This is a genomic window from Ensifer sp. 4252, assembly GCF_050434565.1.
Lineage (GTDB): Bacteria > Pseudomonadota > Alphaproteobacteria > Rhizobiales > Rhizobiaceae > Ensifer.
Window position 1 is genome coordinate 102,359 of the sequence record NZ_JBNDIU010000004.1, and the last position, 23,096, is coordinate 125,454.

Below are 23,096 nucleotides of genomic sequence, written 5' to 3' on the forward strand. Positions count from 1 at the left end.
TCGGGTATCGGCCCCTGACAGCCGCATCAAAGCCGCCCTTAATCCCCATCGTTCCCACCGATCCACAAAGCGTGATCGCGGTCCTCACGTTCTTGCTTGACATTTTTTTCACGGCATGAAATTTATTTCATTAGCGAGATAAAAATATCATGCAATGCAAAATTTATCATGCATTGCAGCATAACGGTCCGGGTGGAGACGATGGCGATCATCGGTGGTGCAAACCTTCGCGACGACGAAACCAGCATGGCGACGCGGGCTGCGTGGCTGCACTATGCCGGCGGCCTGACCCAGGCCGAGGTCGCCAAGCGGCTGGGGTTGACGTCGCTCAAAGCTCACCGGCTGATCATGAAGGCCAACCAGGAAGGTCTGGTGAAGGTCTATATCGATGGCGAAGTGTCGGAATGCGTCGAACTGGAGCAAAAGCTCTCGGCGCGCTATGGCCTCGATTATTGCGAGGTCGTTCCCGATTTCGATGCTGACGACCTGCCGCTGAAGGCGCTCGGCATTTCCGGTGCGCAGTTCCTGAAGCGCGAGATCGAGCGGGGCGAAACCGCGCTGGTCGGTGTCGGGCACGGCCGCACGCTTGCCGCCTGCGTCGAGTATCTGCCGCGCACCACCAGCAATAATACCCGCTTCGTCTCGTTGCTCGGCGGGCTCACCCGCAAGTTTTCGGCAAACCCGCATGACGTCATCCACCGGCTGGCCGAGCGCACGGGAGCCGAAGCCTATGTCATGCCGGTGCCGTTCTTCGCCAACACGGTCGAGGACCGTGACGTGCTCTTTAGCCAGCGCGGCGTGCGCGAGGTCTTCGATCTCGCCAAGACCGCCGATCTGCTGATGGTCGGCATCGGCACGGCAGAGCGCGAGGCGTCGCTGGTTTCGACGGGCATGATCGAGATGAGTGAGATCGAGGAGATCCAGAGGGGCGGGGGCAAGGGCGAATTGCTCGGCCACTTCTTCGACGAGGATGGTCGCCCGATCGAGACGACGCTGTCTAATCGCACCTTCACACTCAGCCGCGACGACCTGAAGGATCGGCGCACGGTTGCGGTTGCCGGCGGCAAGATCAAGACGCCCGCCATCCGCGCGGTGCTGGCAAGCGGCCTGTTAAGCGGTCTCATCACCGACGAGAAAACGGCTCGGGCGCTGGCCGCCGACGGCAAATGAGGAGTGTCTTGCAAAGTCGAGGCGAGGGCGAAGAGGTGTCGCTCTAAAGCCTCAAGGGGAGGAATACCGGTCGGGTAGCCGGTGATCGCATGATGCAATCATACCCGCAACGGAGGAGAAGACTTATGTACGAGAAGGAGAAAGACCTCATCAGCGCGTTTCTGTGCGGAGAGGTAGATCGTCGCGGCATGCTCAAGGGTCTCGGCGCGGCCGGGATTGCGGCCGGCTCGGCCGGCACGCTCTTCAACATGATGTCGACCCAGGCGCTGGCCGCCGACTTCGACTGGAAGGCGCATTCGGGAAAGTCGCTGAAGCTCTTGTTGAACAAGCATCCCTATGCCGACGCGATGATTGCCAACCTTCAGGCCTTCAAGGATCTGACCGGCATCGAAGTCACCTATGACGTGTTCCCCGAAGACGTCTATTTCGACAAGGTGACGGCAGCACTTTCCTCGGGCTCGACCGAATACGACGCCTTCATGACCGGCGCCTACATGACCTGGACCTATGGCCCGGCCGGCTGGATCGCCGACCTCAACGAGTGGATCAAGGATCCGGCCAAGACCAACCCCAACTACAACTGGGACGATTTCCTCGCCGGTGTGAAGAACTCCTGCGCTTGGAACGGCCAACCCGGTGGGGCACTCGGTTCGGAAGACGCCAAGCAATGGTGCATTCCGTGGGCGTTCGAACAGAACAACATCACCTATAATCGCGAGATGTTCGACAAGGCCGGCGTCGAGCTGCCGAAGAACCTCGATGACATGATCGCGGTTGCAGCCAAGCTGCAGAAGGACATCGGCGGCATCTACGGCATCGGCGTCAGAGGCTCGCGCTCCTGGGCGACGATCCACCCGGGCTTCCTGTCGGGTTACGCCAACTTCAACCAGAAGGACCTGAACGTTTCGGCCGACGGCAAGCTGTCGGCGGCCATGAACACGGCCGAATCCAAGGCTTACCACGCCAAGTTCGTGCAGATGATCCAGGAAAGCGGCCCGAAGGACTGGTCGACCTATACCTGGTATCAGGTCGGCGCCGACCTTGGCGCCGGTGCGTCGGCGATGATCTTCGATGCCGATTGCCTCGGCTACTTCATGAACGGCGGCGACAACAAGATGGCCGGCAAGCTCGGTTATGCCGCCTTTGCCGCCAACCCGGAAGCCACCGCCTCGACGCCGAACATCTGGATCTGGTCGCTCGCCATGTCCAACTTCTCCAAGGACAAGGACGCAACCTGGTACTTCCTGCAGTGGGCGTCCGGTCCCGAGCATGCGCTGTTCGGCGCCACCAAGATGGACTTCGTCGATCCGGTTCGCCAGTCGATCTGGAAGGACGAGATGTTCCGCGAGAAGCTGAACGGCAAGTATCCGGGCTATGTCGAAATGTTCGATGCGTCGGCCGCCGGCGCTTCGATCAAGTTCACGCCGCAGCCGCTGTTCTTCGACGTCACCACCGAGTGGGCAGCGACGCTGCAGAAGATGGTCGCCAAGCAGGTGCCGGTCGATGAAGGTCTCGACCAGCTCGTCGAAAGCATCGATCGCCAGCTGAAGGAAGCTGGTCTCGGCTGATACGCCTCCCAAGCGATGCCCGGCGACTTGAGAGCCGCGCGTTCAAATGAACGCAAAGAGGCACTTGAGCGTCGGGCATCCCGTGACCGGCCGGTGGCCGCCCAAACCAACCTGAGATGCCGATGGACTGGCGCGGGCTAGACAACGCCTCGCGTGCCGCGTGCTTTCTTCAAGAGTTAGAGAACGGAGCTCGACATGGCTTCAACAGCAACCCTCCGCAAACCGGCGTCAGGTTTCAGGATCAGCAGGAAGATGCTTCCCTATGTGCTGAGCCTACCGGCGCTGCTCGTGTGCATCGGCATTCTCATCCCCTTCTTCACGGCGGTTATTTATTCGTTTCAGCGCTACCGGCTGAGCCAGCCCTGGGCGCGTCAGTTCAACTGGGGCGAAAACTACCTGAACTTCGTCACCGACCCGGCCTTCTGGAACACGCTGAAGGTGTCGCTGCTCTATGCCGGCATCACCGTGACGCTGGAGCTGCTGCTTGGCCTCGGCATCGCGATGCTTCTGCAGCGCCGCTCCACCATCAACAACTTCATCTCGATCATGCTGCTTCTGCCGCTGATGATCGCGCCGGCGCTGGCCGCGCTGATGTGGAAGCTGATGACCAATCCGAGCTTCGGCATCCTCAGCTACCTCGCCAGCTTGATCGGCCTGCATGATTTTCGCTGGGCCTCGTCGCCTGATACCGCGCTGTTGACCGTCATTCTCGTGGATATCTGGGTTTACACGCCCTTCATCATGATCCTCCTTCTGGCCGGATTGCGCTCGTTGCCGACCCAGCCTTTCGAGGCGGCGGCCCTTGATGGTGTGCCGAGGAGCTTCGTGTTCTTCCGCATCACATTGCCGATGCTGACGCCCTATATCCTGACAGCGACTTTGTTCCGGCTGCTCGACAGTATCCAGCAGTTCGACATCATCTACGCGATGACCCAAGGGGGACCCGGCAACACGCTGACCGTCTTCCAGGTCGAGGCATATCTCAACTTCTTCCAGTCGACCAATGTCGGCCGTTCGGCAGCGCTTCTGATCATCCTGTGGGCGATCACCTACACGCTCTCCAACGTCTTCATCAAAAACTGGCTGCGCCTGCGCGAACGCGCTCGCGGCGAAGCGTAGGAGGTTCAAATGGAAACCATGTCTCCCATCGAACGGGTCCTGCGCGCTGTCGCCCTGACGCTCGTCGTTGTCTTCTTCATGTTCCCGATCTTCTGGATCTTCCTGATGTCGTTCCAGACGAACGAGACGATCCTGACCATTCCGCCGTCGATCGTGTTTTCGCCGACGCTGTCGAACTATGCGGCACTGATCACCGGCAAACTGCAGACCGCAGCCGGCACGCTCGACATCGCCTTCATGCGCAATCTCGGCAACTCGATCTTCCTGTCGGTCGCGTCCGTTGCGGTGGCGCTGGTGCTCGGCGTTCCCGCGGCCTACGCCTTTGCCCGCCACAAGTTCAAGGGATCGGAGGACATCGCGTTCACGCTGCTGTCGTTCCGCTTCGCGCCGCCGCTGCTGGTGCTGTTGCCGCTGACCCAGTATTTCCAGTGGCTCGGCCTTTCCAACACGTACTTCGGCTTGATCTGGGTCTACCAGCTCATCTGCCTGCCGCTGATCCTGTGGATCGTGCGCGGCTATTTCGAGGATATCTCGGCCGATGTCGAATATGCCTATCGCATCGCCGGCCATTCCTGGTTTGCGACCTTTCGCAAGATCGCCCTGCCGCTCGCCGGTCCCGGTATTGCCGCCGCCGGCCTGCTCGCCTTCATCTTCGCCTGGAACAATTTCGTCTTCGCGCTGGTGCTGGCATCCGCCGACAAGCAGCCGGTGACGGTGGGCGCACTTGCCTTCGTCACATCCTCAGGCATCCAATACGGGCAGATCGCCTCGGCCATCGTTCTCTCGGTCACGCCGACGCTGGCGCTCGCACTCTACGCCCAGCGCTACCTCGTCGAAGGCCTGTCGCTTGGCGCGGTGAAAGGGTAAGACATGACGACGCTTCACTTAAAAAACATCGTCAAGCGCTACAAGAGCCAGACGGTTCTCGACGACCTGTCGCTCGACGTCGCCAATGGCGAACGCCTGGTGCTCTTTGGCCCGTCCGGCGCCGGCAAGACGGTGCTTTTGCGCCTGGTCGCCGGCGTCATCGAGCCGGATGAGGGCAGGGTGCTGATTGGCGGCGAGGACATGACCGATGTCGATGCCGAACACCGCGGCGTCGGCATGGCTTTCCAGAACTTCGCGCTTTTCCCGCACATGAGCGCCTTCGACAATATCGCAAGCCCGTTGACGGCCACGAAGTCGTCGAAGGATGCGATTGCTGCGGGCGTGCAGAAGGTCGCGAAGCTCTTGAAGATCGACCACGTGCTGAGCCACCACCCGAAGGCGCTTTCCAACGGCCAGAAGCAGCGCACGGCACTGGCCCGCGCGCTCGTCGGTTCGCCGCCGTTGCTGCTTCTTGACGACCCCTTGCGCAATGTCGACGCCAAGCTGCGCTTCGAGATGCGGCTGGAACTGCCGCGGCTGCTGGCGGCGCAAGGTGCCACTGTCGTCTACGTCACCCAGGACTACAAGGAAGCGATGGCACTCGGCGACCGGATCGCCGTGATGTCGCAGGGCCGCATCCGCCAGATCGGCACGCCGCAAGAGATCTACAACGCGCCCGCTGATATCGAGATCGCCCGCCTCTTCGGCGATCCGACGATCAACCTTCTGGATGTCGTGCCGCAGAAGAGCGGCGACGGCGTCTTCGTCGAGCTCTCCAACGTCAGGGTGCGTCTCGCGGTTTATGACGGCGATGTCTCGGGCCAGTCGTGCGTTCTCGGTCTTCGCCCGGAAACCATCGTCTTCACCGACGCATCGGCGCCGGGCGCCATCCCCGTGACGGTCGAGGCGGAAACGCCGCTCAACGAGAAGACCGTGACGTTGGCGATGACCGCGCGCGGCCGCGAAATCCTCGTGTCGCGTCCGGCCGGAACGCCGGGGCCGGTGGCGGGGCCAGCCCATATCGCCGTCAACGGCGCCCAGGCTTTCCTCTTCGACAAGGCGAGCGGCCGACTTCTGCCGCGCGCCGACATAGAATCCAAGCGCAATGGAGAAGCGGCATGAACGACACCGCTCTTTTGATCCGAGACGTCGACAAGTTCTACGGTCCGCTCGACTACGGTGTCCACGCCGTCAAGAAGCTCAACATGGACGTCAGGAGGGGCGAGATCATCGCGCTTCTGGGCTCGTCCGGCTGCGGCAAGACCTCGACGCTGCGCATGATCGCCGGCTTCGAGGCCGTGTCCCGCGGCACGATTTCGCTCGGCGGGCGCGAGGTGCAGAGCTTTGCGCCGGTGCGCCGCAACGTTGCCATGGCCTTCGAGGGCTATTCACTCTACCCGCCTCTGACCGTGCGCGAGAACATCGCCTTTGCACTCAAGGCTTCCAAGTTGTCGCAGAGCGTCGTCGACGAGAAGGTGGCTGGTATCGCCAAGCTGCTCGAGATCGAGGACATTCTCGGCCGCTATCCGAGCTCGATCTCCGGTGGCCAGCAGCAGCGCGCCTCGCTCGGGCGGGCGCTGGTCCGCGACGCCAGCCTGCATCTGCTCGACGAGCCGATGGGCCAGCTCGAGCCGCAGCTGCGCGCGGTGCTTCGCGGCCGCATCAAGCACTACATCAAGGAGCGCGGGCTGACGGCGATCCTCGTCACCCACGACCAGACGGAAGCGAACGCTCTTGCCGACCGCATCGCCGTCATGGAGGGCGGCGTGCTGCAGCAGTTCGATACGCCGCAGAAGATCAAGGAGCGTCCGGCCAACCTCTTCACCGGCACCTTCGTCGGCGAGCCGCCGATGAACGTGTTCGAGGCGAGCGTCACCGGTTCGGATGCCAAGGTGTCGTTCGGCCTCAAGGACGGTGTGCGACTCGAATATCCGGCGTCGGACTTTTCCCATGCGGTGCGCGATGCACTGATGAAACGGCAGAAAGTCGTGCTCGGCATCCGGCCCTATTCGGTGCGCCGGAGCGCCGACGGGGTGGCCGGCCGGGTGGCCGTCAACCAGTGGCTTGGCGACCAGACGCATATCGCGGCGGACTTCGCCGGCGGCACCATGGTGCTGGTCGAGCACGACCGCACGGAGCTTGCCGTCGGCCAGCCAATCGGCATCCACCTCGACCCCTCGAGCCTGCACGTCTTCGATGGCGACAGCGGCAAGGCGATCAGCCACGGCGAGGAGCTTGCCTGATGCGGGACATCCTCATCGGCGTCGATGCGGGAACGTCGGTCATCAAGTCCGTGGCCTTCGATCTTGGCGGGCGGCAACTTGGCATGGCATCGGTGCCGAACGCCTATGAGGCCGTCGGCAGGACCGGCAGCGTGCAGGATCTCAACCGAACCTGGACCGATACGGTCACCACCCTGACCGAGCTTTCGGCCAGGATCGAGAACCTCCCTGGCCGCGTTGCCGCGATCGCGGTGACCGGCCAGGGCGATGGCACCTGGATGATCGACAAGGGAGGCGAGCCGGTCGGCAAGGGCTGGCTCTGGCTCGACGCGCGCGCCGGCGACACGGTCGAGCGGCTGCGCGGCGACAGCGGCGATGTCGAGCGGTTCGCCAGCACCGGCTCCGGCCTTGCCGCCTGCCAGCAGGGCGCGCAATTGCGCTGGATGAGCGACAACGCGCCGGAGATGCTGTCGGGCGTCGCGACTACGTTTCACTGCAAGGACTGGCTCTATTTCAAGCTGACGCAGATGCGTGCGACGGATCCGTCCGAAGCCAATTTCACCTTCGGAAACTTCCGCACCCGCAGCTACAACGACGACGTCATCCGCTTTCTCGGGCTGCAGAAGCTCAAGCATTTCCTGCCGGAGATCGTCGACGGGGTGACATCGCAGCACCTGCTTTCGGCGGATGCGGCTGCCGTTACCGGCCTTCCCCGGGGGACACCGGTGGTGCTCGGCTATGTCGACGTGGTCTGCACAGCACTTGGCGCCGGGCTCTACGATCCGGGCACCGACACCGGCTGCTCGATCATCGGCTCGACCGGCATGCACATGCGGCTTGCGACCAGCGCCGACGACGTGCGGCTCAACCGCGATCTCACCGGCTACACCATGTGCATGCCGATCGCCGACACCTACGCGCAGATGCAGTCGAACATGGCGGCAACGCTCAACATCGACTGGATCCTGTCGGTCGCCGGCGGACTCTTGAAGGGCATGGGCGTCGAGAAGACCAAAAGCGAGCTTCTCTCCCATGTCGACTGCTGGCTGGCGGAATCCAAGGATACGTCGCTGTTGTTCCAGCCCTATATCTCGGAGGCGGGCGAGCGCGGGCCTTTTGTTGACGCTTCGGCGCGGGCCTCCTTCGTCGGGCTGTCGATCACCCACGGTTTCGGCGACATGGTGAAGGCGGTGTTCGACGGGCTCGCCATGGCCGCGCGCGATTGCTACGCCGAGATGGGGCCGCTTCCGGGCCGCATCCGGTTGACTGGCGGTGCGGCGCGCAGCGCCTCGCTTCGGCGCATCCTTGGCGGTGCCCTCGGTGCCAGCGTCCAGACCAGCGAACGCGAGGAGGCGGGGGCGGCGGGTGCTGCAATGATCGCTGCCGTGTCGCTCGGCATCTACCCCTCGATGGCCGATTGTGTGCGCGACTGGGTGTCGCCGCATCAGCGTACCGCCGAGCCGGCCGACGAGGCGCTTGCGCGCCGTTACGACGGCCTTTTCCCCTCCTACCAGCAGTCGCGCATCGCGCTTCGACCCGTGTGGCACGCACTCTCCCAGGATGCGGCCTCGGGACCACAACAGGAAAAACTGAAATGAAGAAGATAGCCATCATCGGCGACCGGTTCATGTTGCCGGACGTGTTTCGCGACAAGATCGTCGAAGCAAGCGGCGACGGCCATGACATCCGCACCCTCGAACTGCCCTGGCCGGATGTGCCGATGGAGCATGGCTACGCCGTCGAAGGCATGGACGGCCTGAAGGAATATCTGGGCAAGGCCGACGATATCGTCGAGTTCATCGGCGACGCGGAAATCCTGGTGACGCAGCTTGCGCCGCTGTCGCGCGGCATGCTGACCTCGCTCCCCGGGCTGAAGCTCGTCGCCGTCTCGCGCGGCGGGCCTGTTAATATCGACATGGCCGCCGCCCGCGGCGCCGGCATCAGCGTCGTCAACACGCCCGGCCGTAATGCCAGCGCCGTTGCCGAATTCACGCTCGGCGCGATCCTCGCCGAGACGCGACTGATCCGCACCGGCCATGAAGCGCTGCGCAAGGGCGAGTGGCGCGGCGACCTCTATCGCGCCGACCGCACCGGCCGCGAGCTTTCGGAGATGACCGTCGGCGTCATCGGCTACGGCAATATCGGCACCAAGGTCGTCAGGCTTTTGCGGGCGTTCGGCACCAAGGTTCTGGTGCACGACCCCTATGTGCAACTCTCCGCTGATGACCTGAACGCCGGCGTCGAGCAGGTCTCGCTCGACAGCCTCCTGTCGCGCTCCGACCTCGTGACGCTGCACCCGCGCGTGACCGAAGAAACGCGGAACATGATGAATGCCGAGACCTTCGCGAAAATGAAACCCGGTGCGATTTTCGTCAACACGGCGCGCGGACCGCTCTGCGATTATGACGCACTCTACGAAAACCTGGTGAGCGGACATCTGTCGGCAGCCATGCTTGAGACCTTTTCGGTGGAGCCGGTGCCGGAGGACTGGCCGTTGCTCGCGCTTCCGAACGTGACGCTGACGCCGCATATCGCCGGCGCGTCGGTGCGCACCGTTACCTTTGCGGCCGAGATGGCTGCCGAAGAGGTGCGCCGCTATATTGCCGGCCTGCCGCCGGTCAATCCGTGCTGATGACAGGGGGCAAGAACGTGGGTTCCGAGACCGGAATATATGATCTTTTCGTCGTCGGCGGCGGCGTCAACGGTGCGGGGATCGCGCGCGACGCCGCCGGGCGTGGGCTCTCGGTGCTGTTGTGCGAGAAGGACGATCTGGCGCAGGGCACGAGTTCGCGCTCGGGCAAGCTGGTGCATGGCGGTTTGCGCTATCTCGAATATTACGAGTTCCGGCTGGTGCGCGAGGCGCTGATCGAGCGCGAGGTGCTGCTGGAGTCGGCCCCGCACATCATCTGGCCGATGCGTTTCGTGTTGCCGCACAATCCGGCGGACAGGCCCGCCTGGCTCGTTCGGCTCGGGCTCTTCCTCTACGATCACCTTGGCGGCCGCAAGCGCCTGCCGGGCACGCGCAGCCTGGATTTGAGGACTGCGCCCGAGGGTGCGCCGATCAAGCGGGATTACCGCAAGGCTTTCGAATATTCCGACTGTTGGGTGGATGATGCCCGGCTCGTCGTGCTCAACGCGCTCGATGCGCAGAAGAAGGGCGCGCGGGTGCTAACCCGCACCGCCTGCAGCGCCATCCGTCGCGTCGACGGCCTCTGGCAGGTGGAGATGACGGATTTGCGTACCGGCGTGAAATCCGAGGTCAAGGCGCGCTGCGTCGTCAACACGGCCGGCCCATGGGTCAACGAGGTCATCGGTCGGATCGCCGGGCTCAATTCCAGCCGCAGCGTGCGGCTGGTCAAGGGCAGCCATATCGTCGTGCCGAAATTCTGGGAGGGGCGGCAAGCCTATCTCGTGCAGAACCCGGACAAGCGGGTGATCTTCATCAACCCTTACCAAAACGACCTGGCGCTGATCGGCACAACCGACATTCCCTATGAGGGACGTCCCGAGGACGTTTCGGCCGACGGCAACGAGATCGCCTATCTCTTGAAATCGGTGAACCGCTACTTCAAGCATCAACTGACCGAAGACGATATTGTCCATTCCTTCTCCGGCGTGCGTCCGCTCTATGACGACAATGCCGAAAACCCTTCGGCAGTCACCCGCGACTATATCTTCGAAGTCGATGCGGTGAATGGTCAGGCGCCGCTGCTCTCGGTTTTCGGCGGCAAGATCACGACGTTTCGCAAGCTTTCGGAGCATGCGCTGGAGCGGCTGAAGCCGTTTTTCCCGCAGATGGGTGCAGCCTGGACCGCCAAGGCGCATCTGCCCGGGGGCGACATGACCAATGCCGATTTCGAGCAATTTCTCGGCGATCTCAGGGCACGCTATCGCTGGCTGCCGGCCGATCTCGCCAAGCACTACGCACGGCTCTACGGTACACGCACGCATGACCTGATCGGCAATGCCAGGTCGCTCGACGACCTCGGCACGGTGTTCAGTCCGCTGTTTCGCGAGCGCGAGGCGCGCTTCCTGATCGACACCGAATGGGCTGTGACGGCGGAAGACCTCCTGGAGCGGCGGACGAAACACGGCCTGCATATGACGCCGGCCGAACGGCAGGCCTTCACCGGCTGGCTGGAACGCCAGCAAGTGGCGGCCTGAAGGAGAGTGGCAATGCGCAGTCTGGAATTCGAGGCCTTACTTGACGTATCGGCGCGTGTCGGCGCCGACCCACTCTTGGTGCAGGGGGCAGGCGGCAACACGTCGATCAAGGAGGGCGGCACGCTCTGGATCAAGGCCTCCGGCCTCTGGCTTGCCCATGCTCGCCAGCGTGACGTCATGGTGCCGGTGGCGCTCGACCCGTTGCTCGAAGCGCTGGAACGCAATGATCCCGCGGCGGAGAAGGCGCAGGACTTCGTCATTTCCGAGATGAACCCTTCCGGCCTGCGACCCTCGATCGAGACGACGGTGCACGCGCTGATGCCGCAGAAGGTGGTGATCCATGTCCATTGCGTCGAAACCATAGCGACCGCGGTGCAGACGAACGGCGCTGCCATCGCCGCCGAACGCCTCGCCGGCATCCCGCATGTGTTCGTGCCCTATGCGCGGCCGGGGCTGCCGCTTGCCAAGGCGATAGCTGAGCGACTACAGGACAACACCTCGGTGCTGATCCTCGGCAATCACGGTCTTGCGGTTGCCGCCGAGACCGTCGCCGATGCCGCGATCCTCTTGATCGACGTGTCCCGCCGGTTGACGGGGCAGCAACGGCCGACACCGGCGGCCGATCTGGCGGCACTGTCGCGGCTTGCGGTCGACAGCGGCTACTGCCTGCCTGACGATGCGCGGCTGCATGCAGTCGCAACCGATCTTGAAAGCTGCCGGATTGCCGCCGGCGGCAGCCTCTATCCCGACCATGTCATCTTCCTCGGCAAGGGGTGCGTCATCGCCGCACCGGGTGAGACGGCCGCTTCCATCGAGATCACCAGGAGAGAGCGGGGCGAAAGCCTGCCGCCGCTCCTGCTCCTTCCCGGCAAGGGCTTGCTGGTCGAGAAGACCATTTCCGCAGGCGCGCTCGCCATGGCGCGCTGCCTTGCCGACGTCACGGCCCGCATCCCGGCGACGGCTTGGCTCCGTTATCTGAGCGATGCCGAGAATGCGGAACTGCTTGGCTGGGACGCGGAGAAATATCGCCAGAAGCTCAATCGGGCAGGGCAGGCACTGCAATGAGCGGAAACCAGGACGCCCTCGTTGTCGGCATCGACATCGGCACGTCAGGCGCGCGCGCCGTGGCGATGGTACCCGACGGCACGATCGTCGCATCTGGTGCGGCCAAGCTCGCGGCTTTTTCTGATGACCGCCGCGATCCGGTCGGCTGGTGGAAGGCGGTACGGGCGGCGCTCGGCAGCGTGCTTGAGGCGGTCGATCGTCGGCGGGTGCGGGCGATCAGCATCGACGGCACGTCGGGCACGATGCTGCCGGTGGCGGCCGATGGTGCGCCGCTTGCCACGCCGATGATGTACAACGATCCGGTTGCCGATGGTGCAATCCTGGACGCGATTGCGGCCCATGCGCCGAAGGAGAGCGCCGCCCATGGCGCGACCTCCGGCCTTGCCAAGGTGCTGACGTTTCAATCCGTTTCGGGTGTCTTCCGTGTCATCCACCAGGCCGATTGGCTGGCCGGACATTTTACCGGGCTCTACGACGTGTCCGATGAGAACAATGCCTTGAAGACCGGCTACGATCCGGTTGCACGCTGCTGGCCGGCGTGGATCGAAAAGACCGGAGCGCGCATTGATCTCCTGCCGGAGGTGCTGCCGGCCGGTGCGCCGGTTGCGACGATATCAGCGGCCGCAGCCGAAGCCTTCGGCCTTTCGCATGACGTGGTTGTCGTTGCCGGCACCACTGATGGCTGCGCCTCGTTTCTGGCGACCGGCGCCGATCGTCCGGGTGATGGCGTCAGCGCGCTCGGCACGACGCTGACGGTCAAGGTGCTTTCCGACCGACCGCTGTTTGCCCCGGAATACGGCCTTTACAGCCACCGCATCGGCGACATGTGGTTGGCCGGCGGTGCGTCGAACACCGGCGGAGTGGTTCTGGCCGAACATTTCTCCGCCGAGCGCATTGATGAGCTTTCTGCCCGCATCGACCCGGCCGTTGATACCGGGCTCGACTATTATCCGCTGACGAAACCGGGCGAGCGCTTTCCCATCGCCGATCCGAATTTTGAGCCGCGCCTGACGCCGCGACCGGAGGATGACGCGGTGTTTCTCAAGGCGATCTTTGAAGGCATCGCCGGCATCGAAAGCCTCGCCTATCAAAGGCTGACGGCGCTGGGCGGACCCAGGCTCGGTTCCATCCGCACCGTCGGGGGTGGCGCCAAAAATGCGGCGTGGTCGGCAATCCGTGCGCGCAAGTTCGGCGTGCCGTTCCTGACCGTGCATTCGGAAGAGGCTGCAGCCGGTACGGCGCGACTGGCGCTTGCAGGTGCGAAACAGGCAGGTGTGTTATGAGTACCGTCATCTCCGGCCTTGCCGATATCGCCGACCACTACGATGCCTTCCTGATCGACCAATTCGGCGTGCTGCGCGACGGGCGTGGGGCCTATCCCGGCGCCGCCGAGACGCTGGTGCGGCTGAAGGATCAGGGCAAGCACATCATCATTCTGTCGAATTCCGGCAAGCGCTCGGCGGAAAACGATCGCCGTTTCGTCGATCTCGGCTTTCTAGCCGGCAGCTGGGACTGGTTTTTGACCTCAGGCGAGGTGGCCTGGCAGATCCTGAAGAAAGAGGGCGCGCAGGCAAGCGGGCTCCCAAGCAAGTGCCTGCTGATCAGCCGCGACGAGGACCTTTCGCCGATGACGGGGCTCGATCTCGAGCGCACGGCGAGCGGCGCGGATGCAGACTTCGTGTTGCTCGCAGGTAGCGAAGGCGATGTCCTGCCACTGTCGCACTACGAGGCATTGCTGGCGCCTGCGGCGCGGCGCGGCGTGCCGTGCCTCTGCACAAACCCCGACAAGGTGATGCTGACGAAGAGCGGAACGGCGTTTGCTGCAGGTCGGATCGCGGAGCTTTACGAGGAACTCGGCGGCACAGTGCGCTGGATCGGCAAACCCTTCGCCGACATTTACGATTTCGCCCTCGACTTCCTCGGTCGTCCCGATCCGTCGCGCGTCTGCGCGATCGGCGACAGCATCGAGCATGATATTGCCGGCGCGACAAGTGCCGGCCTTGGGTCGGCGCTGGTGACCACCGGGATACTGGAGCATGCCTCCGCCGAGGAGCGGCAAAAACTCTTTGCCGAGCATGGCGCCACGCCCGATTTCATCCTCCCGAAATTTCTCTGGTAGTCAGGAGTACGGCCTTGGCTTTCACGCTGTCGCTCAACACCAATCCGCTGGTCAATCGTTTTGCCGAGCCTGACGACCTGATCGAGACGATCGGCGAAGAGATCCGCATCGGCTACGTGCAACTGACGCACGAGTTCGTCAATCCGGGTTGGCCGGCGGCGACGATCTCCAAGACCATCCGTCAGTTCAGGGCAGCGCTTGGCCGAACGGGCGTCAAGATCACCTCGGGCATGACTGGGCCCTATGGCAGGCTCAATCACTTCGGCCACCCGGACCCGGATGTGCGGCGCTACTATGTCGACTGGTTCAAGACGTTTGCCGATATCTCCGCCGAGCTTGGCGCATCCGGCATGGGCACGCAGTTCGCGATCTTCACGCTCAGGGATTATGACGATCCCGCACGCCGCGAGGAACTGATGAAGATCGCCATCGACTGCTGGCGCGAAGTGGCGGAACACGGCAAGGCCGCCGGTCTATCCTATGTGTTCTGGGAGCCGATGTCGGTCGGGCGCGAATTCGGCCACACGATCGCCGAGTGCCGCGCGCTCGACCGGCGACTCGCGGAGGCGGAACTGCCGATCCCGATGAAGATGATGGTCGATATCGACCATGGCGACGTTACTTCCGACAACCCTGCCGATATCGACCCCTATGCCTGGGCAGGGGCGTTTCCCGAGCGCTCGCCGATCATCCACATCAAGCAGTCGTCGATGAACAAGGGCGGGCACTGGCCGTTTACCGCCGCCTACAACCGGGACGGCCGCATCACGCCGGAAAAGCTGATCGATGCGGTCAAGGCCGGCGGCGGAACGGACAACGAGATCTGCCTGGAGCTTTCCTTCCGCGAGCGCGAGCCGACCGACCATAACGTCGTCGAGATGATCCGGGAGTCCGTGGAGTTCTGGGAGCCGTACATCGACACGGGGTTCAACAGACCATAAAAATCACATTAAAAAATCACAAAATCTCACACCAAATATTGAAATATCACATTCAGATGTTATCTTCTCAGAAGTGACGGCGTGCTCCTGCGCCATCGGATCGAGGCGGATGGCGATGAAGCCGGAAGACAGGCGACAGGCGATCATGGATGTTTTGATGGAGGCCGGCACGGCTTCCGTCGAGGATCTGTCGCTTCGTTTCGGCGTCAGCAAGATGACGGTGCATCGCGACCTCGACGATCTCGAGCAGGCCGGCCTGCTGCGCAAGGTGCATGGCGGCGCATCGATCCAGTCGAGCCCGCAGTTCGAAAGCGATTTCCGCTACCGCGAGAAGATTGCCGCCGCCGAAAAGAACCGCATTGCCGAATACGCGGCTGGTCTGATCGAGCCGGGGCAGAGCATCCTCATCGACGACAGTTCGACAGCCGGTGCGATCGCCGCCTGCATCAGGGACATCCGGCCGCTCACCGTCATCACCAACAATCTCGGGGTGATCACCAGCCTGTCCGGCGCGCCGGGCATCAACGTGATCGCGCTCGGCGGCCAGTACAGCAAGAAGTTCAACGGCTTCTTCGGCATCGTCACCGAAGAGGCGCTACGCTCGCTGCGCGTCGACATCGCCTTCCTCTCCAGTTCCGCGGTCGAGGGGACGGCAGCCTTCCATCAGGACCAGGAGGTGGTGCAGGCCAAGCGGCTGATGGTGAAGTCGGCGGCGCGCAAATATCTGCTTGTTGATCACGACAAGTTCGGGCGTTCCGCCCTGCATTTCCTGACCGGGCTTGATGCCTTCGACGCGGTGCTGACCGGCGCCGAGGTGGCGGACGAGCATGCCGGCGCGCTCGACGATGCCGGCATCCGCCTGGTCAAGGTCGACAATAGAAAAGTATCGGAGAAAGCATGAACAAGCCTCAACTCTGGGTGGGCACAAGTTGGAAGATGAACAAGACGCTGGCGGAAGCCATGGTCTTTGCCGATGGGCTGGCAGCAGCCGACGACGCACGCGACGAGCGCATCCAGCGTTTCGTCATTCCACCCTTCACAGCCGTTCGCCAGGTCAAGGACCGGCTGGCTGAGACGAGCGTCAAGGTCGGCGCGCAGAACATGCACTGGGACGATACCGGCGCCTGGACCGGCGAGGTGTCGCCGGTGATGCTCAGGGATTGCAACCTCGACGTGGTCGAGCTTGGCCACAGCGAACGGCGCGAGCACTTCGGCGAGACCGACCGGACCGTCGGCCTGAAGACGACAGCGGCCGTTCGCCATGGACTGGTGCCGCTGATCTGCATCGGCGAGACGCTCGCCGAGCGCGAGGCGGGCGAGGCGGATGCCGTTTTGAAGCGGCAGGTGGAAGGTGCGCTGGAACTGCTGGAAGGCGACGCCCGCAAGGCGACGGTCCTGCTCGCCTACGAGCCGGTCTGGGCCATCGGCGTCAACGGCATTCCGGCAACATCAGACTATGCCGATGCCCGCCACAAGCGGATCGCCGATGTCGCGCAAGCCGCCCTCGGCGTGCGAGTTCCCGTGCTCTACGGTGGCAGCGTCAATCCCGGCAATTGCGAAGAACTGATCACCCAGGAGCATATCGACGGCCTCTTCATCGGCCGCTCCGCCTGGGACGTCAACGGCTATCTCGACATTCTGCAGCGTGTCTCGAAGGCGATCTGAGCCTTCGCACGCCGCAGATCAAAAAGGACGGAAAGGAACCATCATGAAGATCGCAATCGGAGCAGACAGCGCCGGCAAGCCCTTGCTCGACATCATCGCCACCCACCTCAAGGGGAAGGCCGACCTCGAAGTCAGCGACCTCAGCCAGTCCGGCTTCTACGCTGATCTGTCGCAGAAGCTGGCGCAGACCATCGTCGATGGCGAGAACGAGCGCGGTATCCTGTTCTGCGGCACCGGCATCGGCGTCTGCATCTCGGCCAACAAGGTGCCGGGCATCCGCGCGGCGCTGACCCACGACACCTATTCCGCCGAGCGGGCGGCCAAGTCGAACAACGCGCAGATCATCACCATGGGCGCGCGCGTCATCGGGCCGGAGTTGGCAAAGTCGATCGTCGATGCCTGGCTCGCCTCCGAGTTCGACCCGAACGGCGCGTCGGCCGGCAACGTCGACGCGATCGATCGTCTCGACGCGACGAAGTAAGCGCCGCGACCAATAGAGCGTTTCCGGCTTAACCCGGGCCACAGAGACGCTCTAATCTCTTTGCTTTACGCATTTCCTGGCGGAAAACCGCTTCGCACTTTTCCTAGGAATGCTCTGGTACCGCGATGCACGTTGATCCTCCCTCGCGCATTGCGGCGAGACGCCCGGCAGAGATGCCGGGCGTTTTCTTTTCCGGGCATTGCGTGGGCGCTTTGGCATTTCGCCGTGGCACTACCGGCTTGACGAAGCTTCTGCAAATATTTGAACATGCTTGCATATCGTCCCGTCAGCGAGGAATGCTGCCCCATGTCCGACGCCACAACGACAGCACCACGTGCCGGAAGCCGCCGGCTGGCGCGCATGAGCGGCCGCGACACGCACGAACACCACCGCACGGCAACGACGCTCGAGCTGCTGTTCGACCTGACCTTCGTCATCGCCTTCAGCCTCGCGGCGTCACAGCTCGCGCATCTGATGGCCGAAGGGCATTTCAAGGCGGGGCTCATCGGCTTCTTCTTCGCCATGTTCGCGATCTGTTGGGCATGGATCAACTTCACCTGGTTCGCCTCGGCCTACGACACCGACGACTGGGTGTTCCGGTGTGTGACCATGGTGCAGATGGTCGGCGTGCTGATCCTGGCGATCGGCCTTCCCGCCATGTTCCACTCGGTTGACCAGGGCGTGCATCTCGACAACGGCGTGATGGTGCTCGGCTATGTCATCATGCGCGTTGCGATGATCTTTCAGTGGCTGCGCGCCGCCGGCCAAGATCCCGTGCGGCGTCGGGCCTGCATGACCTATGTGGTGGCGATCGCGGTTGCGCAGCTCGGCTGGATCGTGCTGATCTTCGTCGACTTCTCGATCATTGTCACCTTCGCGATGGTCGTGTCGCTGACGGCTATCGAAATGCTCGGGCCCTATATCGCCGAGAGGCGGTATGGCGGCACGCCCTGGCATGCGCACCATATTGCCGAACGCTACGGCCTTCTGGCGATCATCGCGCTCGGCGAAGGTGTCGTCGGCACGGTCGCCTCGATCACCGCGGTGGTGGACGGGCAAGGCTGGAACCTCGACGTGGCGCTCGTCTGCCTGGCGGGCACCGGGCTCACCTTCGGCATGTGGTGGATCTACTTCCTGTTGCCGAGTGCCGAGGTGCTGCACGTGCACCGCAGGCGCTCCTTCGTCTGGGGCTATGGTCACATGTTCATTTTCGCTGCAATCGTCGCGACCGGTGCGGGTCTGCATGTCGCTGCCTATTACATCGAGCACAAGGCGCATATCGGGTCACTGGCAACCGTTTTGACGGTGGCGGTCCCGGTCGCCGCCTATATCGGGCTCGTCTACGGCATGTATGCCTATCTGCTGCGGCAGTCGGAGCCGCTGCATGCCTGGCTGCTTGCCGGCACCATCCTGTTGCTGGCAGCGTCAATCGCAGCCGCAATGGTGGGCATCGATATGGCAATCTGCCTGATCATCCTGATGTTCGCGCCGTTCGTGACCGTCGTCGGTTTCGAGGCGGTCGGTCATCGTCACCGGATGGCAGCGCTGGAACGTTGCCTTGATGAGGTCGAGCGGGTGCATTGAGCGCCAGGAATTGACGAGTCGAAACAGCGGTTTGCCGGCTGTTGCTGACGGCTTGATTCAGGTGGTTCAGAGGCTGAATCAAGAAAGGGCGACCGGGCAGCTTTCGCGCGGAGTTGCCCCTCATCCTAGCCCTCTCCCCGCAAGCGGGGAGAGGGGACGCGACCTATCGCTGGCCGCCGATTGCTGTGAGAAAGCGACGGTCCACAGCTGCAGGCGAGGGAGTTCGGATGCTACGTGTGCCGCGTGTGGCCTTCTCCCCGCAGGCGGGGAGAAGGCGGCCGGCAGGCCGGATGAGGGCAGCCGGATACGGCGCGGGCTTGCGGCCCGCCAGCAGATCAGGCGTTGATCAACGCCAGCTTGGCGCGGGCGTCGAGGATCTGGGCGCAGGCGTTGGCGGCCTCTTCGCCCTTGGCGACGAAGTGCTCGCGGAAGAAGGCGATCAGCGGCGCGCTTTCCTGGAAATTGTGCGGGGTCAGTACCGCGGAGAGCACCGGCACGTCGGTGTCGAGCTGGACGCGCATCATGCCGTCGAGCACCGTGCCGGCGACGAAGTCATGGCGGTAGATGCCGCCATCGACGACGAAGGCGGTGCCGAGGATCGCGGCGTAACGGCCGGTCCTGGCAAGCTTCTGCGCGTGCAGCGGGATTTCCAGTGCGCCCGGCACGTCGAAGATCTCGACGTCGGCGGCACTGCCGCCAAGCTTCGTCCATTGGGCGACGAAGGCATCGACGCAGCGGTCGACGATGTCGGCATGCCAGCGGGCACGGACGATCGCAATCTTGGCGGTGGGGTGGGAAAGAATAGTCATGGTCTCAAGCCTTCCAGGGTTTGGCGTTTCCAATTTTCCCGTCGGGCGAACATGCATGCGCGCGAAACCCCGGCGAGGGGTCCACGTTCCTGCTTGCTCTCTTCCATCCGGACTGTGACCGTCGGCTCCGGAATCTGACCGGATCTGCTGACCCCTGGAGCCACCGCATGTTCCTTAGATCGCAAGCGATTTAAGGACAAAAACATGCGGCGATTCATAGAGCTACAGCGACCTTTGCGCGTCCGGAAGGACGCGCGGCGCTGTAGGCTCCAAGGCGCTCGCGGGCTTCGATCTTTCGATCGCTACCGCCGGTGGGGAGTTTCACCCCGCCCTGAGAACATGGGCGACTATATAGATCGGTCACGCACGGTCAAACGCGTGCCGCGACGAAAAACCGGGAAATTACGACAGATTTTTCCAAGGTCTGGCGCCGCCGGGCGAAATGATTCCGGCAGCGCGATGCCTTTGCAGGCTCGAGGCTATTCGCGAATGACCAGCAGATCCTTGGCGGCAAAGCGCAGCGTGACGTTGTCGCCGAAGGTCGGCGGCGTCAGGCCGGGGTCGTTGAACATGTCGAAGGAGATGACGTCGCCGCCGATGCGCAGCTTGGTGCGGATGACCGAGCCGAGGAAGCTGGTCGAAACCACCTCTCCGGTCAGTGCGGTGTCGCCCTTGGCGCTGTCGGCGATCGAGCCTGCCTCCGGGCGCAGCGCCAACGAAATGTTGTCGCCACCCTTCATGCCGGCGATCGAACCCTTCAGCGAGACCTGCTGGTTGCCGATGGTGACGGCGCCTGCGGCCGGATCGGCAACCTTGGCCTCGATGATGTTGAGCGTGCCGACGAAGGAGGCGACGAAGCGGGTGGCTGGCGTGTTGTAGATCTCGAACGGCGTGCCGATCTGGTCGGCGCGGCCGGCATTCATGACGACGATGCGGTCGGAGATCGACAGCGCCTCTTCCTGGTCATGGGTGACGAAGACGGTGGTGATGCCGAGCTGCTGCTGGATCTGGCGGATTTCTTCGCGCAGTGACACACGGATCTTGGCATCGAGCGCCGACAGCGGTTCGTCGAGCAGCAGCACCTGCGGCTTGACCGCGAGCGCGCGCGCGAGTGCGACGCGCTGCTGCTGGCCGCCGGAGAGCTGATAGGGGAAACGATCTGCCAGATGCTCGAGCTTGATGAGGCTCAGCATTTGCTTGACGCGCGTGTCGATCTCCGACTTCTGCGCGCCGGCGACTTTCAGGCCGAAGGCGACGTTGTCATGAACGTTCATGTTGGGAAACAGTGCATAGGCCTGGAACACCATGCCGATGTTGCGCTGGTTCGGCTTCAGCGTGCCCTGGTCCTTGCCGTCGATGGTGATCGTGCCGCCGGACGGCATCTCGAAGCCGGCGATCATGCGCAGGACGGTTGTCTTGCCGCAGCCTGACGGGCCGAGGAACGAAACGAACTCGCCCTTCTCGATGCCCATGTTGAAGTTGTGCACGACCTGAACCGGGCCGAAGGACTTCTGGATGTTGTTCAGTGTCAGGAATGCCATGTGATCAAGCCTTGGCCGGAGCGGATTTCTGGATACGGGAAACGAGCTGGATCAGACCCATGCTGAGCCAGGTGATGGCGAATGCGATGACCGCGAGCGCCGAAGGCTCATAGGCCTTGTTGGCGCCGACGAGCTGCAGGTACGGACCGAAAGCCGGACGATTGAGCAGCGCGGCCATGGTGAATTCGCCCATGACGATCGCAAAGGTGATGAAGGCGCCTGAGAGCACGCCGCTCATGACGTTCGGGAAGATGCAGCGAAACAGGATCGTCGGCCATTTGGCGCCGAGGCTTTCGGCGGCCTCCGTCAGCGTGCGCACGTCGATCGCCCGCATCGCCGTGTCGACCGCCCGGTACATGTAGGGCAGGGACAGGGTCATGTAGGAGAACATTAATAGCGCATTGGTGCCCGAGATCGAGCCGGTCAGCGGGATCCAGGACGAGGAATTGTAGAGGCGCAGATAGCCGAAGACGATGACGATCGCGGGGATGACCAGCGGCAGAAGCGTGATGAATTCGATGACTGGGCGCACCTGCGGCAGGCGCAGGCGGACCCAATAGGCGGTCGGCACCACCAGCAGCATGCCGAAGATAATGGTCAGAGCCGCCATCATCATCGAATAGCCGAAGGTCTCGCGGAACTGCAGGTCGGAGAAGACCGAGCGGTAGGCGTCGAAGGAATATTCGCCGCGGCGCATGCGCAGCGAGAACTCCAGCGTGCCGAGCAGCGGGACGACGAAGTAGCTTGCACCGATGGCGATGGCGATCCAGGCGCCGAGACGTTGTGCTTTCATTTCTGCCACCGTTCGGCGCGCATGCGCAGCCAGATATAGAGGATGTTCGAGATGCCGGTGATGACGATCATGCCGAGCGCCAGCGCATAGCCGAGGTTCGGATTGTGCAGCACATCGCCGCGGATCTGCGCATAGAGCAGGATCGGCACGATGTTGAGCGAGGAGCCGGTCAAGGCATAGGCCGTGGCGATGGCGCCGAAGGCGTTGGCAAACAGCAGAAGCGTGGTGCCGAGCAGGCTCGGCCACAGGATCGGCAGCGCCACCATGCGCCAGTATTGCCAGGTCGAGGCTCCAAGGATTTCAGAGGCTTCGCGCCATTCCTTCTTCAGACCGTCCAGCGCCGGCGTCAGGATCAGCACCATAAGGGGGATCTGGAAATACATATAGGTGATGGTCAAGCCAAGGAACGACAGCAGGTTGAAGCCGGTCGAATAGAGATTGAAGCCAAACCAGTCGCGCAGGAACACGGTGACAAGGCCGGTGCGTCCGAGCGTCGCCAGGAAGGCGAAGGCGAGCGGCACGCCGGCGAAGTTCGAGGCGACGCCCGAAAAGGTCAGGAGGCCGGAGCGAATCCAGGTCGGCACGCCGCCGAGAACGATCGCCCAGGCGAGGAAGAAGCCGATCAGCGCGCCGCCGATCGACGAGGCGATCGAAACCCGGATCGAGATCCAGTAAGCGCTGAGAATCGAGGGCGTGAAGAGATCGCCGATGTTCTTGAAGGTGAAGCTGCCATCGGGCGTCAGGAAGGCGCCGGTGACGAGATAAAGCGTCGGGATGATCAGAAACAGCAGCGCGAAAAGCATGAAGGGGGCAATGCCGAGCCAGTCGATGACGGCTCGCTTGCTGATCAAGGTCGTTGAAGCGGTGCTCATATAGGCTTTCTGTCCCGAGGCTTACAGCGACCTTTGCGCGTCCGCACGAACGCGCAAAGGTCGCTGTAGCGCTTTGATTTGCTGCAAAATTCCTTAGATCGACGCCGAGCTAAGGA

Annotated in this window: 21 protein-coding genes and 1 riboswitch; of the genes, 17 read left to right on the top strand and 4 right to left on the bottom strand. The window is 63.1% G+C overall.

Features of this window, described 5'->3' with window-relative positions:
• The first annotated feature begins 201 nt into the window (after positions 1-201).
• From ABIE33_RS11570 to ABIE33_RS11650, 17 genes are all read left to right on the top strand, one after another.
• A complete protein-coding gene (locus ABIE33_RS11570; RefSeq protein WP_429125540.1) occupies positions 202-1,170 on the top strand; it encodes a sugar-binding transcriptional regulator in 969 nt (322 codons plus the stop codon).
• A 125-nt stretch (positions 1,171-1,295) separates the two neighbouring features.
• Entirely contained in the window at positions 1,296-2,738 is a 1,443-nt protein-coding gene (locus tag ABIE33_RS11575) for an extracellular solute-binding protein (RefSeq protein WP_429124918.1), read from the top strand.
• Between the two features lie 195 nt (positions 2,739-2,933).
• Positions 2,934-3,857, top strand: coding sequence for a carbohydrate ABC transporter permease (locus tag ABIE33_RS11580; protein ID WP_429124920.1), 924 nt, complete (start codon positions 2,934-2,936; stop codon positions 3,855-3,857).
• A 9-nt stretch (positions 3,858-3,866) separates the two neighbouring features.
• Positions 3,867-4,724 carry a carbohydrate ABC transporter permease gene (locus ABIE33_RS11585; protein WP_429124922.1) on the top strand — a complete coding sequence of 286 codons (858 nt, stop codon included), beginning with the start codon at positions 3,867-3,869 and terminating at the stop codon, positions 4,722-4,724.
• A 3-nt stretch (positions 4,725-4,727) separates the two neighbouring features.
• A complete protein-coding gene (locus tag ABIE33_RS11590; RefSeq protein WP_429124924.1) occupies positions 4,728-5,846 on the top strand; it encodes an ABC transporter ATP-binding protein in 1,119 nt (372 codons plus the stop codon).
• Positions 5,843-6,967 carry an ABC transporter ATP-binding protein gene (locus tag ABIE33_RS11595; RefSeq protein ID WP_429124926.1) on the top strand — a complete coding sequence of 375 codons (1,125 nt, stop codon included), beginning with the start codon at positions 5,843-5,845 and terminating at the stop codon, positions 6,965-6,967. The genes ABIE33_RS11590 and ABIE33_RS11595 overlap by 4 nt, the downstream gene beginning before the upstream one ends.
• The gene (locus ABIE33_RS11600) at positions 6,967-8,544 is read left to right on the top strand and encodes an FGGY family carbohydrate kinase (protein WP_429124928.1); all 1,578 of its coding nucleotides are present in this window, start codon (positions 6,967-6,969) and stop codon (positions 8,542-8,544) included. Before ABIE33_RS11595 ends, ABIE33_RS11600 begins: the two co-directional genes overlap by 1 nt.
• Positions 8,541-9,578 (top strand): 2-hydroxyacid dehydrogenase, encoded by a 1,038-nt coding sequence (locus ABIE33_RS11605; protein WP_429124930.1) that lies wholly within the window; start codon positions 8,541-8,543, stop codon positions 9,576-9,578. The genes ABIE33_RS11600 and ABIE33_RS11605 overlap by 4 nt, the downstream gene beginning before the upstream one ends.
• Complete coding sequence (locus ABIE33_RS11610) at positions 9,578-11,110, top strand: glycerol-3-phosphate dehydrogenase (RefSeq protein ID WP_429125542.1); 1,533 nt, start codon at positions 9,578-9,580, stop codon at positions 11,108-11,110. The genes ABIE33_RS11605 and ABIE33_RS11610 overlap by 1 nt, the downstream gene beginning before the upstream one ends.
• Positions 11,111-11,122: 12 nt before the next feature.
• Positions 11,123-12,175 (top strand): class II aldolase/adducin family protein, encoded by a 1,053-nt coding sequence (locus tag ABIE33_RS11615; RefSeq protein WP_429124932.1) that lies wholly within the window; start codon positions 11,123-11,125, stop codon positions 12,173-12,175.
• Positions 12,172-13,458: an FGGY-family carbohydrate kinase gene (locus ABIE33_RS11620; RefSeq protein WP_429124933.1), complete on the top strand. Its 1,287-nt coding sequence runs from the start codon at positions 12,172-12,174 to the stop codon at positions 13,456-13,458. Before ABIE33_RS11615 ends, ABIE33_RS11620 begins: the two co-directional genes overlap by 4 nt.
• A complete protein-coding gene (locus ABIE33_RS11625; RefSeq protein ID WP_429124935.1) occupies positions 13,455-14,294 on the top strand; it encodes a TIGR01459 family HAD-type hydrolase in 840 nt (279 codons plus the stop codon). Before ABIE33_RS11620 ends, ABIE33_RS11625 begins: the two co-directional genes overlap by 4 nt.
• A gap of 14 nt (positions 14,295-14,308) precedes the next feature.
• Positions 14,309-15,235, top strand: a complete 927-nt coding sequence (locus tag ABIE33_RS11630; RefSeq protein ID WP_429124937.1) for a sugar phosphate isomerase/epimerase family protein — start codon at positions 14,309-14,311, stop codon at positions 15,233-15,235.
• 115 nt (positions 15,236-15,350) lie between these two features.
• Entirely contained in the window at positions 15,351-16,136 is a 786-nt protein-coding gene (locus tag ABIE33_RS11635) for a DeoR/GlpR family DNA-binding transcription regulator (RefSeq protein ID WP_429125544.1), read from the top strand.
• Complete coding sequence (locus ABIE33_RS11640) at positions 16,133-16,900, top strand: triose-phosphate isomerase (RefSeq protein WP_429124939.1); 768 nt, start codon at positions 16,133-16,135, stop codon at positions 16,898-16,900. Before ABIE33_RS11635 ends, ABIE33_RS11640 begins: the two co-directional genes overlap by 4 nt.
• Positions 16,901-16,943: 43 nt before the next feature.
• On the top strand, positions 16,944-17,381 hold the full coding sequence (locus ABIE33_RS11645; RefSeq protein WP_429124940.1) for an RpiB/LacA/LacB family sugar-phosphate isomerase: 438 nt from the start codon (positions 16,944-16,946) through the stop codon (positions 17,379-17,381).
• Between the two features lie 306 nt (positions 17,382-17,687).
• Positions 17,688-18,965, top strand: coding sequence for a low temperature requirement protein A (locus ABIE33_RS11650; protein ID WP_429124942.1), 1,278 nt, complete (start codon positions 17,688-17,690; stop codon positions 18,963-18,965).
• 335 nt (positions 18,966-19,300) lie between these two features.
• Here ABIE33_RS11650 and ABIE33_RS11655 read toward each other — a convergent pair whose 3' ends face one another.
• From ABIE33_RS11655 to ABIE33_RS11670, 4 genes are all read right to left on the bottom strand, one after another.
• Positions 19,301-19,774: a 6,7-dimethyl-8-ribityllumazine synthase gene (locus ABIE33_RS11655; protein ID WP_429124944.1), complete on the bottom strand. Its 474-nt coding sequence runs from the start codon at positions 19,772-19,774 to the stop codon at positions 19,301-19,303.
• A 91-nt stretch (positions 19,775-19,865) separates the two neighbouring features.
• Positions 19,866-20,117: riboswitch (FMN riboswitch) on the bottom strand.
• Between the two features lie 136 nt (positions 20,118-20,253).
• Positions 20,254-21,315, bottom strand: a complete 1,062-nt coding sequence (locus ABIE33_RS11660) for an ABC transporter ATP-binding protein (protein WP_429124946.1) — start codon at positions 21,313-21,315, stop codon at positions 20,254-20,256.
• Positions 21,316-21,319: 4 nt separating this feature from the next.
• Positions 21,320-22,108, bottom strand: coding sequence for an ABC transporter permease (locus ABIE33_RS11665; protein WP_429124948.1), 789 nt, complete (start codon positions 22,106-22,108; stop codon positions 21,320-21,322).
• Complete coding sequence (locus ABIE33_RS11670; protein WP_429124949.1) at positions 22,105-22,980, bottom strand: ABC transporter permease; 876 nt, start codon at positions 22,978-22,980, stop codon at positions 22,105-22,107. The genes ABIE33_RS11665 and ABIE33_RS11670 overlap by 4 nt, the downstream gene beginning before the upstream one ends.
• Between the last annotated feature and the right edge of the window lie 116 nt (positions 22,981-23,096).

Excerpts from the sequence above, each read along its gene's own strand:
- ABIE33_RS11570 (WP_429125540.1), top strand. The coding sequence starts at position 202 with ATGGCGATCATCGGTGGTGCAAACCTTCGCGACGACGAAACCAGCATG.
- ABIE33_RS11575 (WP_429124918.1), top strand. The coding sequence starts at position 1,296 with ATGTACGAGAAGGAGAAAGACCTCATCAGCGCGTTTCTGTGCGGAGAG.
- ABIE33_RS11580 (WP_429124920.1), top strand. The coding sequence starts at position 2,934 with ATGGCTTCAACAGCAACCCTCCGCAAACCGGCGTCAGGTTTCAGGATC.
- ABIE33_RS11585 (WP_429124922.1), top strand. The coding sequence starts at position 3,867 with ATGGAAACCATGTCTCCCATCGAACGGGTCCTGCGCGCTGTCGCCCTG.
- ABIE33_RS11590 (WP_429124924.1), top strand. The coding sequence starts at position 4,728 with ATGACGACGCTTCACTTAAAAAACATCGTCAAGCGCTACAAGAGCCAG.
- ABIE33_RS11595 (WP_429124926.1), top strand. The coding sequence starts at position 5,843 with ATGAACGACACCGCTCTTTTGATCCGAGACGTCGACAAGTTCTACGGT.
- ABIE33_RS11600 (WP_429124928.1), top strand. The coding sequence starts at position 6,967 with ATGCGGGACATCCTCATCGGCGTCGATGCGGGAACGTCGGTCATCAAG.
- ABIE33_RS11605 (WP_429124930.1), top strand. The coding sequence starts at position 8,541 with ATGAAGAAGATAGCCATCATCGGCGACCGGTTCATGTTGCCGGACGTG.
- ABIE33_RS11610 (WP_429125542.1), top strand. The coding sequence starts at position 9,578 with ATGACAGGGGGCAAGAACGTGGGTTCCGAGACCGGAATATATGATCTT.
- ABIE33_RS11615 (WP_429124932.1), top strand. The coding sequence starts at position 11,123 with ATGCGCAGTCTGGAATTCGAGGCCTTACTTGACGTATCGGCGCGTGTC.
- ABIE33_RS11620 (WP_429124933.1), top strand. The coding sequence starts at position 12,172 with ATGAGCGGAAACCAGGACGCCCTCGTTGTCGGCATCGACATCGGCACG.
- ABIE33_RS11625 (WP_429124935.1), top strand. The coding sequence starts at position 13,455 with ATGAGTACCGTCATCTCCGGCCTTGCCGATATCGCCGACCACTACGAT.
- ABIE33_RS11635 (WP_429125544.1), top strand. The coding sequence starts at position 15,351 with ATGAAGCCGGAAGACAGGCGACAGGCGATCATGGATGTTTTGATGGAG.
- ABIE33_RS11640 (WP_429124939.1), top strand. The coding sequence starts at position 16,133 with ATGAACAAGCCTCAACTCTGGGTGGGCACAAGTTGGAAGATGAACAAG.
- ABIE33_RS11645 (WP_429124940.1), top strand. The coding sequence starts at position 16,944 with ATGAAGATCGCAATCGGAGCAGACAGCGCCGGCAAGCCCTTGCTCGAC.
- ABIE33_RS11650 (WP_429124942.1), top strand. The coding sequence starts at position 17,688 with ATGTCCGACGCCACAACGACAGCACCACGTGCCGGAAGCCGCCGGCTG.
- ABIE33_RS11655 (WP_429124944.1), bottom strand. The coding sequence starts at position 19,774 with ATGACTATTCTTTCCCACCCCACCGCCAAGATTGCGATCGTCCGTGCC.
- ABIE33_RS11660 (WP_429124946.1), bottom strand. The coding sequence starts at position 21,315 with ATGGCATTCCTGACACTGAACAACATCCAGAAGTCCTTCGGCCCGGTT.
- ABIE33_RS11665 (WP_429124948.1), bottom strand. The coding sequence starts at position 22,108 with ATGAAAGCACAACGTCTCGGCGCCTGGATCGCCATCGCCATCGGTGCA.
- ABIE33_RS11670 (WP_429124949.1), bottom strand. The coding sequence starts at position 22,980 with ATGAGCACCGCTTCAACGACCTTGATCAGCAAGCGAGCCGTCATCGAC.